This is a genomic window from Pseudoalteromonas sp. XMcav2-N (genome assembly GCF_024124545.1).
Classification (GTDB): Bacteria; Pseudomonadota; Gammaproteobacteria; order Enterobacterales; family Alteromonadaceae; genus Pseudoalteromonas.
The window spans coordinates 180,907-198,096 of record NZ_JAMXSF010000002.1 but is presented as its reverse complement, the minus strand read 5'-3'; the positions used below and the strand labels follow the sequence as shown (position 1 = coordinate 198,096).

12 protein-coding genes are annotated in these 17,190 nt (G+C 49.4%); 2 read left to right on the top strand and 10 right to left on the bottom strand.

All coding sequences use genetic code 11. From position 1 onward, the window contains the following. Nucleotides 1-21: 21 nt before the first annotated feature. Nucleotides 22-5,316, bottom strand: coding sequence for a hypothetical protein (locus NH568_RS03725; RefSeq protein ID WP_253044640.1), 5,295 nt, complete (start codon nucleotides 5,314-5,316; stop codon nucleotides 22-24). A gap of 211 nt (nucleotides 5,317-5,527) precedes the next feature. On the opposite strand from NH568_RS03725, the gene NH568_RS03720 reads away from it, so the two are divergent. Further along, entirely contained in the window at nucleotides 5,528-6,355 is an 828-nt protein-coding gene (locus NH568_RS03720) for a DUF4437 domain-containing protein (RefSeq protein ID WP_253044639.1), read from the top strand. A 51-nt stretch (nucleotides 6,356-6,406) separates the two neighbouring features. Here NH568_RS03720 and NH568_RS03715 read toward each other — a convergent pair whose 3' ends face one another. The 8 genes from NH568_RS03715 to NH568_RS03680 all read right to left on the bottom strand — a co-directional run bounded on the left by NH568_RS03715 (nucleotide 6,407) and on the right by NH568_RS03680 (nucleotide 15,189). Beyond that, nucleotides 6,407-6,742, bottom strand: coding sequence for a hypothetical protein (locus tag NH568_RS03715; RefSeq protein WP_054016356.1), 336 nt, complete (start codon nucleotides 6,740-6,742; stop codon nucleotides 6,407-6,409). 191 nt (nucleotides 6,743-6,933) lie between these two features. Then, entirely contained in the window at nucleotides 6,934-7,290 is a 357-nt protein-coding gene (locus NH568_RS03710; RefSeq protein WP_253044638.1) for a RidA family protein, read from the bottom strand. A gap of 206 nt (nucleotides 7,291-7,496) precedes the next feature. Next, the gene (locus tag NH568_RS03705; protein ID WP_253044637.1) at nucleotides 7,497-8,945 is read right to left on the bottom strand and encodes a dihydrolipoyl dehydrogenase; all 1,449 of its coding nucleotides are present in this window, start codon (nucleotides 8,943-8,945) and stop codon (nucleotides 7,497-7,499) included. Between the two features lie 90 nt (nucleotides 8,946-9,035). Then, entirely contained in the window at nucleotides 9,036-9,764 is a 729-nt protein-coding gene (locus NH568_RS03700) for a glutathione peroxidase (RefSeq protein WP_054016353.1), read from the bottom strand. 231 nt (nucleotides 9,765-9,995) lie between these two features. Beyond that, nucleotides 9,996-12,158, bottom strand: a complete 2,163-nt coding sequence (locus NH568_RS03695) for an ATP-binding protein (RefSeq protein WP_253044636.1) — start codon at nucleotides 12,156-12,158, stop codon at nucleotides 9,996-9,998. Nucleotides 12,159-12,227: 69 nt separating this feature from the next. After that, nucleotides 12,228-13,247, bottom strand: coding sequence for an AraC family transcriptional regulator (locus NH568_RS03690; RefSeq protein ID WP_253044635.1), 1,020 nt, complete (start codon nucleotides 13,245-13,247; stop codon nucleotides 12,228-12,230). Then, on the bottom strand, nucleotides 13,247-14,026 hold the full coding sequence (locus tag NH568_RS03685; protein ID WP_253044634.1) for an SDR family oxidoreductase: 780 nt from the start codon (nucleotides 14,024-14,026) through the stop codon (nucleotides 13,247-13,249). Before NH568_RS03685 ends, NH568_RS03690 begins: the two co-directional genes overlap by 1 nt. 134 nt (nucleotides 14,027-14,160) lie before the next feature. Further along, the gene (locus NH568_RS03680; protein WP_253044633.1) at nucleotides 14,161-15,189 is read right to left on the bottom strand and encodes a DUF4097 domain-containing protein; all 1,029 of its coding nucleotides are present in this window, start codon (nucleotides 15,187-15,189) and stop codon (nucleotides 14,161-14,163) included. Nucleotides 15,190-15,525: 336 nt separating this feature from the next. Between NH568_RS03680 and NH568_RS03675 the strand changes: the two genes are divergently transcribed. After that, entirely contained in the window at nucleotides 15,526-16,230 is a 705-nt protein-coding gene (locus NH568_RS03675; protein WP_253044632.1) for an MBL fold metallo-hydrolase, read from the top strand. On the opposite strand, the gene NH568_RS24165 is transcribed toward NH568_RS03675, so the two are convergent. Next, nucleotides 16,227-17,153 (bottom strand): GNAT family N-acetyltransferase, encoded by a 927-nt coding sequence (locus NH568_RS24165; RefSeq protein ID WP_349287981.1) that lies wholly within the window; start codon nucleotides 17,151-17,153, stop codon nucleotides 16,227-16,229. The genes NH568_RS03675 and NH568_RS24165 overlap by 4 nt on opposite strands. Between the last annotated feature and the right edge of the window lie 37 nt (nucleotides 17,154-17,190).

Here is a 17,190-nt window from a genome sequence, read left to right as displayed (position 1 = left end):
CTTGTTTTGATGGAGTCATGCTCAGGGTCGCGTGCTTATAAGCACTTCCTGTGCATTGCTGTCTCCGGCTATCTCTGGCTGATACATCATTTCAACGCTGGCGGGCGGCGCCAGATAGTTGCCACCGGCCTGTGCCTGTGCCAGATATTCAAACGTTGTCGTCCCGGCGCTGAGATATGCCTGATGCCAGAGCACTTGTTGTGCCCCTTGTGATGTCTGTTGCATAAGCAGACTGGTATCCGGGGAGTCCGCCTTTAACCAGTTTTTATACTGAGTATGGCTGTGTTGCGGATTGAGCAATCGCAGCCCGCCCGGCAGTGTATCGGTTAACAGGACATGCGCTCGTGTATCAGCCGAAAAGACCTCTAATGTGACTTTGATCAGATCGCCAGGCTGAATTGCCTGACCTGTAAAGGGCTGCCATTTGTCATTGCTGTATATATGATAACGTCGAGTCACATCCAGGCCATTACTCTGCGTCTTGGACAATGAAAGAGGCTGACGGGTTTGCACTGTTAACCAGTAGGGCTCTGCCAAAGGTGTCTTTATTTTATATTCGTTGTTCTGAGCATCAGGTGATGCTGTCAATGATACGGGGGCTGCTGCATTATGCTGGTGGTCTTGCAGGGCCAGCGCACAGATCCCATCATTCAGCGTATTGCCAAAATGTCCCTGGCGGTGTTGACGACTGATGGCCAGTTTACTGAGTTGTGCTTTCAATGCCTCACGCTCAGTGAGCAGCAGAGCAAGACATTGCTCCAACGGACCTGACAGCGCACTGAGAGTTTGATCCTCAAAGCCGGTGTCGAGAACCCGGGTGAGTGCACGCTCCAGTTCAGGCTGCTCGTGTCCGAGCGCTTTCATTGCCAATAGTTGTAACAGATTACTGCGAGTGCCCGTTACACCGAAGGTGTGTCGCCAGGAGAGTACCTGCTCAAGTGTCACCTGTCGGCTTTGCGCCAGCGCCCACCATTGCCAGTCGGCACTGTCATCGTCAAATGGTCGCCGTTGGTGCTCTGCTATATGTAATGCCTCAAGCAAGTCCTGGCTTATGGCTTCTGGTATTGTTTTATCGATAGTCAGACTCAGGGGGCTGTTATTGAGCCATTGACTTACGAGCAGCGTATAGGCGCTCAACATTGGGTCTGGGTAGGCGTGTGGGTAGTAAGCGTATCCCTTACCAAATTGCCAGCTTGAGTTCTCAGTTGCGCCCTTGGTGAGCATCTGCTGGAGGGCCTGCTTTCCCTCTGGCCAAAGTTCACTGGCAAGGGGGTTTACACTGTAGCTTAATGCTCTGGAAAGCGTTTGCTCCCAACATTGATGAGGATAATGCTGATGGTGTTGCTGTAGTGCAGACCAATTGGGGGCGAGCTGCTCAATGGAGTGCGCTTCAGCTGATTCGACCTGTACACCCTCCGCCAGTATCACGGTGTTTTGGCGGGCAGGGTCTAACAGCCATGACTGCTGCACAATACGGCTACTATCGCTGACCCTAAACTCCGAAAGTCGCGGGAATGCCATTCGTTCGCTGTGCAGCTGCAATATGTATTCACCCGGTGGCAGCTCAGGGAGTGTGACATCAACCGACCGTGCCTCCTGCACCTCAATGGCGTGCTCTGCGAGTGTCTTATCATTGAGTGTGAGTCGTACCTTATCCTGTAATGGTTTACCCAGTCGGTTTTCTGCCCGAATGGTGACTATGGCTTTGTCACTCTGGATAAAATGTGCTGCATGAGTTAGGTGATATTCCAGCCCCGCATGACTGGTGATGGTGTTTGTATACGTCTGTGTACTCTGTGTGTTCAGGGCTACGACAAACACACGCCAGCGCCCAAGTAACTGGGGCAGTTGCAGTGAGACCGTTTTTGTCTGGTTAGCTTTAAGGGGGATGACCGGTTGCCAGATGGTATTTGCCAGAGCCTGAGACAATGCATTTGGCGGGACAACCCTTGCTCTGGATGATGCCATCATTGCTTCATATTGAGCTTTAAAAAGCTGCTCATCCAGCTGTTGGATAAATTGCGATGCAACCAGTCTGTCACTCAGGTTATAGTCACTGATAAGGCTTTGCTGATACCCTTCACGGTTAAACAATCGATTGAGATGTGTCTCGCCTGCCTGTGCATTGGCAATATTAAACAATGCATCATTGACCAGCCAGAGCTGAATATCCGCGTCCTGATCGCTGGATACCTTGATATCCAGCTGACCACTGGCTGCCACTGTTTCTGGGTGCTCTACCCTGATTGACAAAGCGTTAGCGGGTCGCACCTCAACGGAAAGGCTGGCAAACTGGCCGCGCATGTCGGGTTTGGTTGGCAAAGCAGGCAAAGAAGTCGCCCGTGTAAAGCGAGGCTGGGCTTGCCATTTTGCCTGTACGGCGCTGGCATCACTCAGCCATTGTTGATGTAGCGCTTCTCGGTGTTGGTCCGAGTAAGGCATCACGGCTGTTATCCGAAAGCCGGGTAGCCAGCTGAGAGGCACCTGCAAAGTTAAGTCGTTGCTTCCCTTTTTTACTGTAAAGGTGCGTAGCGACTGATGCTCACCGGCAGTGATAAAAGCCAGTATTTCGCCGTTTCTGAGGGCGTTTACAGAGAAAGTATATTCCGCTTGGGCCGTTATGTGTTTTTTACCCGTTAAGCCGAATTGTGCAACCGATTCGCTTTCATCTGGTGAAGAGTCACTGCGAGAAACGGTGCGTCTCCACAAGTAACCCTGCTTCCCGCTGCGAATATCCAGATAAAAAAAGGTTGACTCGTTGTCGGGCAGAGCACAGGTTGCGGGTGTCTGGATCTCACAAAGCAACACCTGCTCTTTACGTTGTTGGCCCTGTTCTGTGGTTGAAACTTCCATATGAACAGAGGCCGGTACAGACACCGGGTTGCCTATGTGGTCGACGGCTATGATATGTACTTGTCCGTCTTGTTCCCGGACACCAATGTAGTGCTCACGGGATAAGTAGGTCAGTTGCTGATTGAAAAATTGTACTTCGCCTTGCTCGGAGACCACTCTGCCAGACAGAGCCAGTTTTACCAGTGGCAAAGTCTCAGTTGGCGTGAAAGTAGCTGAAGACAGCGTGCCATTTGTGCTTAGAGGAATGGCGTTATTGCGCTGGCTCGCAGGCTTTTCCCTTCTGCTGCTAAAGTCATACTCTTGTGGCCAGCCACTGGGCAGATCTGAATAACCAAAGCGAATAAACCGGTATTTTAGCTCACCGCTAAGGTTGTCAGCATCAAATCCATTCATGGTTTTGCCACTCACAGAGACGTTCAGTGGCCGATCTTTATATGCTGTGTCAGGGTGTTGCCAGGTAAATTCTATCTCAGGTGGAATAAACTCAGAGACATAGATTGAACCCAAAAAGTGAGATGTATCCGCTACCTTGGCATGCACATGATATCTGCCCTGCTTATCAACGCCTTCGGGGAGGTGAAATTGTCTTAGCCCAAACTCAGACACTGACTGTTGCGCAAGGCGAGCTTTGTGTTCGGAGCCTCTTCTTTGCAATGTGAGCTCGATATTGTTGAGTACAGGTTGCAGGCCGTCGCTGGTGTGACGATACAAAACGACACTTAAGTCGATGGCTGAATTGGGCTGATAAATGGGCTGGCTTTTAAGCAGCTCGCCACTGATTGCCGGAGCAGATTGGTGCGCGAGCGCCATCATGGCGTGTGTGGTGTCTTTGCTGGCCCATAACCAGCAGTCAGCATTGTTTTGTGGCTGTAAAGACTGCCACTGTTCAGGAGGCAGCGTAAGCAGCCCCTGTTGATCACTTTGTCCAAGATATTTGGGCGCGCTAAAAGACGCACAGGCAAGGTAAATATCGACATCAGCGATGGCCTTACCAGTATCAAATTCCGTGTTGTACAGGGTAATACCGGAGCCATGATGGACAGACAGGTTAAAGTCTGACGCAGTCAGTGTTTGCTGCTGCTTACGTACTGTTATCTGACTATCATAAACAGAGGACGAACCCGGGCCTTGGAGATCGTAAAACAGTATGCCACTTCGGTCTTTCAGATGGCCACTGACAGGCAAGTTAGTTTGATGTATTTGGTTATCCATATGACGCGGCATATCTGACAAGGGCATAAGGAGTTCTGATTTATCTTTTGTCTGTAGCCAGTGATGCAGCTGCGCCAGCTCGAATACGGGATAAAATTGAATTGAGAGATCTGCTGTATTACGTGTGCTCAGAGACAGTGCCGCAGGGGTACGTGCCCGATAAGCACTGCCTGATTGCTCGCTGATATGCCAGTAAGGGCTACTGGGCCCTGTACTCAGCATCAGCATACCTGCTTTTTTAAACGGATGCCCTGTTGAGTCTGAACGCAGTGCGCTGAGATCCAGTTGGTAGTCCGTTTCCCCTTTGAGTGCGATGGGATAATAGTACAGGTCACTTTCGTGGCTTTCACGCGCGTTGCCTTTGATTATCACAGGTTGCGTGGCAATCGATGCTGATATGACAGACTCCATTAGCCAAAATTTCTCTACCCTGTGGGTAAAGCCCAGTGCCAGTGCTTCTGGGGCACAGGAGCCTGCCTCTTCAGGAGGGAGCGCTTTAAAAGCGTTTTGCCAGAATGGCCCTGTGGGGAAAGGCTTTGCACAAAATAGCCCCTTAAACTCGGCCTCAGGCTCTGGGCGTTGCTCCGGGGAGTGAATAGGTTGTGAGGCCGGTAATGCAAGGTGCGTTTCTGTTGGCTGAAAACCAGCAGGCAATGCAACCTCCAGCTTGCCGTTATCTATCGACTCAGCAAAGTCAAATCTGAGCTGATAGCTTCGCCTTGAGCCGGGTATCTCATAATGTCGTGCCGTTGGAACAATAGACTGACCATTGAGCTTAAAGATCAGCGAGTGCGTGATATCCCATACAACGCGTTTGTCTGTTTCTGTGTCAGCAGAGTAAACCAGCTGAAGCTGCTTTTCTTCACGCTCTTCTATGTAAACGGGCCAGTTGGCACTGTGCCACTTTGCTGTTCGGTCATTTTGTAACTGAGAGTGCAGCCCAGGAAATCCGGTTTCAACACGCACTTTTACTGGTTTATAGGCACTGGTTTTTGTGTGTATATCACAACTGAGCTTATTGAATGCTACATAGCGCCAACGGCACTGCTGCTTGTATTGATCAGTCAAAGTGATATGCGTCAGTTGTGCGTGGCTCGGTACTTGTCCCGGCTGAGCAATATCCTGGTCAAACTGGACCAGAATTTGTTTGAGGGTGTTTTTTTGTGTATGAAAGCGAATATCCTCGACCTCTAATGCCTGAGTAGCCCAGGTTAAGCAGGTGAGCAGTAACAGCACGCCTCTGAGTAACATATTGAGTCCTTGTAATGGTGTATCTGGTGACTTTAGCAAATTTATAACGTTGATCAGTAGATAAAGGGGTTAAAAGCACAGTTATTAGCAAGATTGTCATTGTTTTGTTGATAATCTTTCAATCTTTAGCCAGTTTATTGTCTGTTCAATAGGGCCTACCATGACACGCGTTGCTTATTAAATCTGCGCTTGCTCTGGGAGACCGATAACCGTGGTAAAACTCAATACACTCAACAGCCTGTTGGCTGGGACCCTGTTTATTCCAGTTGCTGTGTTGGCTACTGATGCACACACCACTGCAGACAAGGTTAAGGTGGTCAGCACTGAGCAAATAGAGTGGGGTTACCTTAATCCTGCACGGGGTGACAAAAGCCCAAGAGCGGCCAACTTGTGGGGTGACAGAACAGATTCTGGTGCTACCGGGATGCTGGTCAGGTTTGAGCCAGGTTTCTCATCGCCACCACATATTCACAATGTGTCTTACCGCGGTATCGTGATTGAGGGATCACTACATAATGACGACCCCACTGCCAAAGCCATGTGGATGCCGTCGGGTTCTTTCTGGACCCAGCCTGCCGGTGAAGATCACATTACCTCAGCCAGTGCGCCAGCGAATATGATTTATCTGGAGATAGACAGTGGCCCCTATCTGGTGAAGCCATCTGCTCAGCAGTTCGACAATGGTGAACGCCCCGTTAACCTTCATTATGATAACCTGACCTGGCTGGATCAGAGTACCTCGGCTCAGCTGAGCGGTAACGGAATAGAAATGGCCAATCTGTGGCAAAGAAGCAGCTTGTCAGGTGTGTTGTTGCGCTTACCTGCGAATACGAAAATGACGTTGTCGAGCGAAGGCACCGAGTTTAAAGCGGTGGTGATCCAGGGGCAGCTTAATTTCGAGCGGGAAAATGCTCGACAGGTGCTGCACGCAGGCAGTTTTGTGACAGCTCACCAGCCTGTAGACATGTCTTTTTCAGCGGACCAGCAAGTGTTGTTATATGTACGTACCAACGCTGCGTTTAAGGCAACGGGAGAATAGTCACAGGGTCACAAAAGCAGGCTGGGTAAAGCCTGCTCTTTATACGAGGTGTTATGGGCGGTAAATAGTACGCAGATAGTCTTTGACACCATCGTCACAACGCGCACCATCCTCTTCCCCTTTTGCTTCTACAGGGTAAAGGCGAACCTTGTAGCGGTATTTTTGCGCATCCAGAGCACGCATATAGATGCCGCCGAAGTTGCTGTCGTCGTAATCTTTGTACATGACATCTAGTGTACGCCCGTCATAAGCGCTGGTTGAATAGACTGTAATGCCCATTGAGTTTGGTACTACACGCTCAATAAAGGCTTCACACCAGTGCGCGGCATTCGCGCTTGCAGATAAAACAAGTGCTGCTGATGCAGCTAATAGAGATAGTTTTTTCATGATATTTCCTTATGATAATTTCCGACTCCGTATGAAGTCGCATCAAATATAGGAACTAACAATGAATCTTAGATGTGATTTTTGTGTATTTTTCATACACTAAATGTGTCAGGGCGCAATGCCTGGTGGCCAGTATAAAGCTCAGTCAGACCAAGCTTTTCGTTTGTAGCGCCCGGTAAAGCAAAGCTGCTTTAGCTGGGGTTGATCTCGGCCGCAATTACTGAAATTTCTACTAACAGAGCCTCCCGGGCCATCGCAGCTTCCACACAGGCGCGCGCAGGTGCATGGCCTTCAGGAACCCAGGCGTCCCACACTTCGTTCATGTCACTAAAGTACTTCATGTCTTTAATGTAAATTGTTGCAGAAAGGATATGCTGACGATCACTGCCTGCCTGTTGTAACAGCTCGTCGACTTTCTCAAGCATGGTGGCGGTTTGCTCTTTAATGCCCTGCTCTGCGTCTTTGCACACCTGACCACATAAATAAATAGTGCCGTTGTGTTTTACGATGCGACTCATGCGTTGTTTGGTATCAATTCTCTGTATCACGGGTGGTCCCTTGTTGAATGAATAGTGGAACAAAAGAGGTACTCATGGTACCACTGCTTAATTCACAGAGTAACCACTTTGGCTCTGAATGCGATTTAAGGACATGCGGAAAACATTGAAGCCGATAAGGTGATGAGCAATAAACCTTATCGGCACGACTTGTGTGCAGTTTACAATCAGGATAAGACTGGACTGCCGGATATGTATTATGCGCCCGGGCCACACTCCATACAGTGCTGGACAATATCCGGACCAAATTTAAGTTTGGCGTTAAGATTGCGCAGCGCTGTACGCAAGCCTTCCTCGATGACTGGATGGTAAAAAGGCATCTCCAGCATTTGAGGTACTGTCATCTTATTTTGTACAGCCCAGGCGAGCAAGTGCGCCATGTGCTCGGCGGCAGGACCTATGAACTCGGCGCCCAAAAACAAACCGCTTCCCTGTTCTGCATAGAGGTGCATATAGCCTTTATTCTTGAGCATGACCCGGCTACGGCCCTGGTTTTCAAAACTGACTTCACCAATCGCAAAGCAGCCACATTTGCCATATCGTTCGTTCAGCTGTTTAAAGCTCTCTCCGACCATGGCGATTTGCGGATCACTAAATACGGCTGCAATCGGTGCACGTCGCAGACCATTACGCACATCCGGAAAACGCCCGGCATTTTGACCGGCAATGGTGCCCTGATCGGCGGCTTCATGCAGTAACGGGATCTGGTTACTGGCATCACCGGCAATGAAGATATGGCTTTCACCACATTGCATTGTATGTGAATCAGCCAGCGGCACACCGCGCTCATCTAATTCAATACCGGTATTTTCAAGGCCCAGTTTGTCGACATTCGGCACCCTGCCCGTCGCAGCCAGCACATAATCAAACTGCTCTGTCTGCGGTTTGCCATCACGGTCAATATAGGTGAGCTGAGCTTTGTTGCCGACCTGTTTCATATCAGACACTTTGGCGTCGCTGTCGACATAAAACTCTTCTGCAAACACGGTATTGGCATAATCCTGAATTTGCGGATCTGTGAGTGGTCCAATGTTACCCCCTACCCCAAAGAGCTTCACATTAACGCCCAGTCGGTGCAGTGCCTGACCCAGCTCAAGACCAATGACGCCTGGGCCGAATACCGCAACTGACCCAGGTAAGTCGTGCCAGTCGAAGACATCGTCGTTAATAATAAGGCGATCGCCAAATGCTTGAAAGAATCCCGGTACATTCGGCCTTGAGCCGGTTGCAATCACAAATCGCTTTGCTGTTATCACGGTATGGTCGTCGATCTGAACTCGATGCGCATCCAAAAAGCGTGCATACCCTTTGATCCTGTCTTGCTCGGGCAGTTCATCCACAGCTTCCAGTACAAAGCCAACAAACCGATCTCGTTCGCTGCGCACCCTTGCCATCACGGCTTTACCATCGATGTCGGGGGGCGTGGTATTGACTCCGAATTTTGGCGCTTCAGTGACGCTATGGGCTGCTTCTGCTGCTGCAATCAACAACTTGCTGGGCATACAGCCGACACGTGCGCAAGTAGTGCCATATGCACCGGCTTCGATCATTAACACATTATCAGTAGATTGTTTGGCATTACGATAGGCGCTGAGCCCAGCTGTGCCCGCACCAATGACGACGACGTCAGTTTCAAGTTGTTTCATGTTTTACCTCTGAGCAAGGGGGAGTATTGAGGGGCTGTAACGCCCCTTTACAGATGTGTTGTTAGGCTTGTAATTAAGCCTGCACAGACATTAAGCGAAGTGCGCCGCTAAGTCGTCGGAGCCACCAATGTGCTTGCCGCCAATGAATACCTGAGGGACAGTTTCGCGGCCAGACAGCGCTTTAAGGCTAGTCAGTGTCGCTTGCTGACCTAATACCAGTTCTTCATAAACCAAGCCTTTTTCATCCAGCAGTGCTTTTGCTTTGGCACAGAAAGGACATCCAGGCTTAGTGATAATAGAGACAGGCTCAGGTTTTACCTGCTCTGGGTTTATGTACTCAAGCATAGTATCTGCATCTGATACTTCAAACGGGTCGCCTGGCACGTCTGGTTCAATGAACATTTTTTCAATCACACCGTCTTTGACCAGCATAGAATAACGCCAGCTACGTTTGCCAAAGCCTAACTCTTTTTTGTCAACCAGCATGCCCATACCTTCAGAAAACTCACCGTTTCCGTCAGGGATAAGGGTGACGTTTTCGGCTTCCTGATCTTTGGCCCAGGCGTTCATCACAAAAGTATCGTTAACCGAGATACAGACGATGTCATCAACCCCGTTTTGTTTAAACACGCCAGCCAGCTCGTTGTAACGTGGCAGGTGAGTTGATGAACAGGTCGGTGTAAACGCACCTGGTAGTGAGAAAACCACAACAGTTTTACCTTTGAACAGGTCATCTGTGCTGATGTTCTTCCATTCGTCGTTTTCACGTACCGGAAAAGTAACCTGTGGAACTGTCTGACCTTCGATATTGTTTAGCATAATGTGTGTCTCCTTTGATTTCGATGGAGCCATTATCAGCTACACCGATTCATTTGTATAATGGGTTAAATTAATTGGTTCGATTGAAAAAATGGAACAAACACCTTGCCAGAAGTGTATTGCACTCTGACGATGATGTTTTTCAAGGTAGTATGAATTACTCAAAAGTAAAACTGTACGAAAGGGAAGTTGACCAGCTGTGCAGATCAACGAGGCATTATACCAATTTGCTTAGGTATTCAGAGGAAGGGTGAGTGTTACCCTTAGCCCGCCCAGTTCACTGTGCGATAAAGACAGTGTGCCCTGATGTAATTCAGTGAGTTTCTGGCAGATAGAGAGCCCGAGCCCTGACCCTCCAAGATCACGACTGCGAGATTTATCGCATCGATAAAGGCGCTCGGTAAGGCGGGGCAGATCCTCATCACTGACACCGGGGCTGGAGTCGTCAAAGTGGCACACCAACAGACTCTCTTGTCGGGCTATTGTCACGCTGACGCGGCCCGGCTTATTACTATAATGACAGCTGTTGCGTGCCAGATTATTGAAAATCTGATGCATCCGGTTACTGTCGCAGACAATGAGATCGGTGTCTGTCAGGCGGTTGTCTGTCGTCAGAATTAAGTCGTCTTGCTCTATTAAGGGTTTAATACCACTGAGTAATTCATCAAATAGCTCGCGCGCCGGCCAGGTCTGCAAGTCGAGTTGTAAACTGTGAGTATCAGCCTGCGCCAGTTCATAAATATCGGCGATAAGCGTATTGAGCATTGAGAGGCGACTTTGCATCAGCTGATAAGTGGCGCCCGGATCGGTAATCAAATTGTGTTGCAGCGCCTCAATATTGAGCTTAAGCACGGTCAGGGGCGTTCGCAGCTCATGTGATACGTCAGCAAGTAGCTGCTGTTTGAGTGTCAATGCCTGATTCAGCACTGTGGCTTCTTTCTCCATCACTTTGCGCTTTTTCAGGTGATACAGATAAAACATCAGGAAAAAGTTCAGCAATACGATGATGGCTGCCGCGAGCACAACACTCTGCATTCTGCTCTGACGCTTTTGTTCATCCAGTCCACTTTGCAGCTGGTTGACTTTGAGTGTTTCTAAATTGAGCTCGGCATCGCGTTTTTTCGCTGCCAGCCGGGTCAGTCTGGATTGCTCAGTTTGTTGTTTGAGCAGTGCAGTGGCATGTGTCTGATAGGTCAGGGCTGCTTTAAAGTTCTGCTGTTGCTGATGAGCAAACGCCAACACTTTGGCTGCTTCAATCATAGTATCAGTCACGGTAGCGGTGAAATAAGGCGTCAGTTGTTCAATGGCCTGAACAGGGCTTTGATGGCTCAAGGCGCTGGCATACCAGACGAGATTGTTCAGGTACAGGGCTCGGCTGGTGTCTGGGTTGATTAATGCTAAACCCTGGCCAATTAAACTGGCCGCCTGTGGGTAATCTGCTTTGGCTAATTGCACACGACCTAAGCCGGCAATGGCCCAACCGAGGTTGCGCTTGTGGTTAATTTCCTCGTTAAGTGCTTTGGCTCGCTCAAATGCCTTTGCAGCGGCATCCAGGTCATTCAGTTGCAAATACTGTTCTGCAATTCTGATCTGATTCTGCCCCATATAGAGGCGATCGTTAACTTGTGCATCAAAGCGATAGGATTGCGAAAATCCATCCAGTGCCGCCTGATGATCGCCAAAATCAACGAATATATCAGCAAGGCCATAATACGTGGCTGACAACATAGCTGGCTCTGGGGTTGCCTGCTTTTTAAGCCAGGTGAGCTGGGCCTGGCGACTCTCCAGTGCTCGGTCTAACTGGCCAAAGAGCTTATATATGCGGGCTTCGGTATCAAATGCAGCATTGTGCAGCGGAATGTTGTTATCTAACTCAGCATAGTGCTTGGCGAGTGTGACATGCTCAATTGCATTTAGGTCCGGACTGCCTTTTGCTACGGCATTGGCGACCATCCGATGGGCATGACTGAGCATGCGCCAGTCCTGAGTGCGCGAAAAGAACTCGCTGGCTTTCAGAAAGTGCGTTTGAGCAGTTTGGCTATCGCTCAGGCGATATGCCAGGTCACCGCGTACCCAATGATATTTCCCCAGCATAGAGTCATCAGGGTGGGCATTTAAATGTGATTCTAATGCATCCAGTCTGACCTGAGCGCGGTCATAATCGTCGAGCCGAACCAGGTGCAAAGCGGTTCTGTGCAGGACAAAGGTGCGCTGCTCTGGGGTCAGAGTAGGTTCTGCGAGGAGCGCTTCGCCTTCTTCAAGAGCTGTGCGGAAGTCTTTTTTCCCTTTTAATGGAAACTGTTGCGCATAGGATGCAAAATCCGCGCTATGTGAGACCGAGGGCCAGAGTGCACAAAGTTGAGCTGCAAAGGTTAAGGCGAATAAGTTCTTCAAAATTAACGTCCGGTAGTGTGACGTTAAATTTTATGTGTTATCGGAATAAACGCCTATCCAACTTTTCTATTAAATTGAATAATCCTTGTTAGCTCCCGCTTCATCCTGATGCCTAAACTGACCGGGGGGCACTCCATGCCATTGGCTAAAGGCCCTGATGAACGTATTGGCGTCACTAAAGCCGAGTAAAAAGGCGATCTCTTGCAACGACATACTGGAGCGGCGCAGATATTGACGGGCCAGATCGGAGCGCAATGTACTTAACAGGGACTGAAAGTTGACAGACTCACCATCCAGTTTGCGTTGTAAGGTACGTTTGCTGATCGCCAGTTTTCCGGCCACCTGGTCTGCACTTACCTGCCCTGATGGCAATAGCTCCATCAGCAGGGCTTTGACCTTCTGTGTCATACTGGCAGAAGCGTCGAGCTCAGCCAGACGACGAGCAAGATCATTTTCAAAAAAAGACCACATGGCGGCGTTTTCAGTCAGAAATGGACGCTGTGCATCCTCAGTGCTGAAACGTAATGCAACCTGGTGACTGAGGTTAAGTTCGGTACCAAAATAATCATTAAACTCAGTCGCGTTGCCAGGAAGCTGTGTGACGTACAATGCTGCGGGTACGATCTGAGTACGAGTTGCAAGGCGAGCGAGCTGGGTGAAAAATGCCAGCTCACACAGTTCAACCGATTTAGGTAATGGCTTGTCATAGCCATAACAATCCAGGCTGAGCAATAGGCCCTGAGCATCTTCGCGAACATCCAGGGTAAGCGGCCCGATCAGTGGCTTGTAACTGCTGAGACGGTGCATCGCTGCACTCAGGTTGGTACTACAAAGACAGGCGAAAATGGCCGGGTCAAAGGCTTCAACGTTGAGATGTTGTGCCAGCTGAAGTGGCAGCGTTTCCCCAATTTGCTCTTCCATGGCGTGCCACAGGTCAAAATACTGCGCGGCACTCAATGATGCGGGCAAACTCTGCCACAGGTCGGCGGGTAATTTTGCCTGTTTTAACAGCTGTACCTGATCCAGACCAAGGTCTTTAAATAAGATCAGGCAATGAGGCGACAGGGTAAATTTGGAGGTACGCTTCATTACTTTTCCATTGTGCGGCGAGACATAGACAATACCAGAGAGCGAGGTAACAAAGGTACTATCCAGTTTAACAAGAAGTTTAACACAGGCTCATTAAACGCCAATAGTTTGCCTTTTTGCATGGCCTGATAACCACATTTGGCCACCGAGGTAGCGCTTTTGCCTTGCTTGAATACTGCCAGCTCTTCCAGGTTGCCTGTTTTGGCAAACTCCGTGGCTACAGCACCCGGACATAGTGTCGTGACGCTGATCCCCTGCTCTTTCAGCTCTTCTGCCAGGGCTTGGGAAAACGAGGTAACAAAAGCTTTGGTTGCATAATAAGTGGCTTGTAGCGGGCCCGGGATAAACGATGCGGTGGAAGACACGTTAAGGATTCTGCCGCTTTTACGTGCCGTCATGTCCTGAACAAACAAGTGAGTCAGTGCTACCAGGCTACTGATGTTCACCTGGATCATTTCAAGGTCCGCTTGCAGTTCACGTTCATGAAAAAAACCATGGCCACCGAAGCCGGCATTGTTGATCAGGATATCGACTTCAATCCCCTGCTGCCTGGTTGCTGTATAAATCTGTTGTGCTGAGTCTGGATCAGTCAGGTCGGCAGTAATGACGCAGGCATTGACACCATAAGCTTGCTCCAGTTCATTTTTCAGCGTATTGAGTTTACCTTCTGAGCGGGCAACCAGAACCAGATCGCCTCCTTGCTGAGCATGTAAGCGAGCGAGTTCCAAACCAATACCTGACGACGCGCCAGTAATGAGAGCTGTGTTTGTGTAAGTCATGATGTCACCTTGTTACCTGAGTTGATGATGCCATTGTAGAAGCTGACATCAAGAAGTGCACTGGCAAAAGGTGACGCTTTACTTGCAAAAGGTGTCGTTCTTTTTCTAATAATGTGGACTGGTATTACATCGAACTAGTCGCGAATGTTGACTTCACCGCGGACTTTTTCAATGCGCTGGCCACCCGAAGTGTCACCTGTGATGGTGAGGCCACCTGCTTCAATCACTTCGATGTCGCCAGAGTCATCATCTATGGTAACGTGGCCTTTGATGTTTTGTACTACCAGGTTACCACTGCCATCGTTTATGTTGGCACTACCTTGCAAGTTCTGAACTCTGATAAAGCCGGAGTCATCGCGTAAGTCCAGCGAGTTGCCGCCACGGATCTCGAGATTGCCGGAACCATCAACTATGGTCAGGTCGCCACTCAGGTCAGTCAGGCTGATGTTGCCTGATTCGTCGTCCAGGTTAAGAGAGCGTCCACCAATGATCTGCAGGTCGCCGGAGCCATCTTCGATGTCCATATCGCCGCTAATGTCAGTGATATAAACTTGCCCAGAGGCATCGTCGAGCTTAAGCTGACTGCCACCCTGAATACTGATGTCTCCAGAGCCATCTTCAATATCCAGCATGCCACTGACACCGCGGATAATCATTTGTCCTGAGCCATCATCAATTTTGACATTGGCCGCGCCATTAATGCTGATGTCCCCGGAACCGTCTTCCAGCTCAATATCACCTGTCATTCCTGTAATGGCAATGTCACCAGAGCTATCGTCAATATCCAATGCCAGGTGTTTAGGCACACGCACAGTGAGATCGATTCTGGGGCTATTGCCGCTGTACCAGACAATGCCAACCCGGGTGTTTTGTTTTGCGACCAGTCGAGCGTTGTTGCCATCCTGCTCAAGACTGAGCTGATAGCTATGCTCTTTGTCGGTCAGTATCTTGGCATCGACTTCGATGTGTGTGAGGTTATCATCACCAACGATGTCCAGTGAACCCGCACTGGTATCTGCGACCAGGCTGGAGAGGTTTGCTGCATCCAGTGTCAGGCTTTTTTGCAGTTCTACATCGGCCACTGTTTTGCTGTGGCCATCAATATGGATCACACAACCACTGAGTGCCAATGCTGCGAATAAGGGAGAGAGTGTTTTTATCATGGTGAGTTTCCATTTTGTTCTTTTTTGATATGTACAGAATTAGCAAAACGAGTGCCAAAAAGATATTTATAACAATATCAATCGGATAACCTATTTTTAAGCCTTGGTTCAGAACGCATAGTGACTGAATTTAGTGAATTTAACCAAATATTAGTGTAACTAATTATGTGTGCAGTTTGAGTGTGTCACTGAATTGTCAATTATTGCAACTAGCATTGGACGTGTACCGAGTGGCTTTCATTGACGAGCAGACAGATGTTACATTCGATAGTAACCCGGCCGACACAGGATAATACGAGTGAAACACGGGCGCGGGCAAGAATTCCGGATTGCGCTATGTTTCTCGGAGTCGGGGCGGCCAGTGCAGCGGAACTGGGGAATTCAGCATGTGTTATCTGCAGTAACGACTCACCTTGGTTACTGATCGACTGTGGCCACGATACCCTGTTGCGATTTAAGCGGGCTTTTGGTGGTCAGTCTCTGCCTCAGGCGGTATTTATTACGCACCTGCATTACGATCATATTGGCGGGCTGGAACAGCTCTACTTCAAAGCGGCATTGAGTGAGCAAAAAGTTCGCCTGTATGTGCCTGTGCAACTTATCCAGTCATTGTGTGCCATGCTGGCTTATACTGGGCTGGCAGAGCAACGTGAAGATATCTGGCACACTTTTGAGTTACACCCGGTTGGTGAGCACTTTTTTCATCAGCAGGTCCGGTTAAATTGTTACCCGGTGCGTCATCAGGCACCTGGCAGCGCGTTCTCCCTGCATCTTCCCGGACGGTTTTTCTATAGTGGCGATACCCGGCCCATCCCTGAACTATTAATTCACCAGACAGGTCAGGGGGAGATCATATTTCACGACTGTGTGGCGTCGGGTAACCCCAGCCATGCAGGTCTGGATGAACTACTAAAAGAATACCCGCCAGCCATACTGGCCAGGATATGCGCTTACCACTATCACGGAGAGGACGACGTCCGTGCGTTTGAAGACGCAGGCATTGGGTATGCCAAACCACAGCAGATTATTCCTTTTTGTTAAGCCCCTTTACAGTGCATACCCTGATCAGTTCGACTGATACGGATCTCAGCCAGCATTTCCTCTTCCTCCTCATCAAAGCCGGTTTCAACAAACCCAAAACTGGCATAAAAGTCCTTTGCGACCGGGTTATCTGGTACGTAACAGATTGCGATTTCTGTGACTTCCGGGAGGCTACGGATCTCCTCCAGTGCTGCACTAAGTGCTTGTCTGCCGATGCCCTGCTGCTGATATGTTTTGTCCACCATTAATCGCCAGATTGAGACCCTGTGGGGCTTTTCAAACACCCACATGATAAGGCCGACCTGTTCACCCCGATAATTGATTGCACGTATCTCATATTCCGGGTTATAGGCCGCTTCCAGCAGGGTCCAGTCGTTGGGTGCCACCAGTGGCTTTTGCTTTTCGTGTAGTTGCAGATCACTCAGGTGCTCAAAATTTTCATGCCAAATGGTACTCAGAAACACCGCCGGGTGTTGAGATGTCCGATGCCATTCCATCAGGCAGGCATTGTCGTTCCAGCGCCCTTTGAACTCAAATGAGAGTTGGCTAAGCAGTGCTCTCATTCGTTCATTACCTTGTACATAGACAGCGGAAATGACCTGGCAATCCGACTTAGCTTGGAGTTGGGTAAGTAATGCCCGCAAAGCCTGAGTTGCAAATCCCTGGCGTCGATAACGCTTGTCTATGAGCAGTTGCGTGATGGCATATTCATGTTTGGTGCCTTCGGGCTCCATGGGATGATACTGCATAAACCCGACCAGCGTTTGCTGATGATAGATGAGCAGGTTGCGGTAATATGGGAAAAATGCCGACTCGGCGAGCGCTTCGGCTGGTGAGGCAATATAGCTCAGGTCTTCACTGAGCAGTTGCAGTGCAAATACGCCACTGTAGTTGTCTTTAGTGGCTGGTTTTAGTGTGATCATGGCGACTCCTTTTTTCCTTATATAGGTCCGTGCTGGC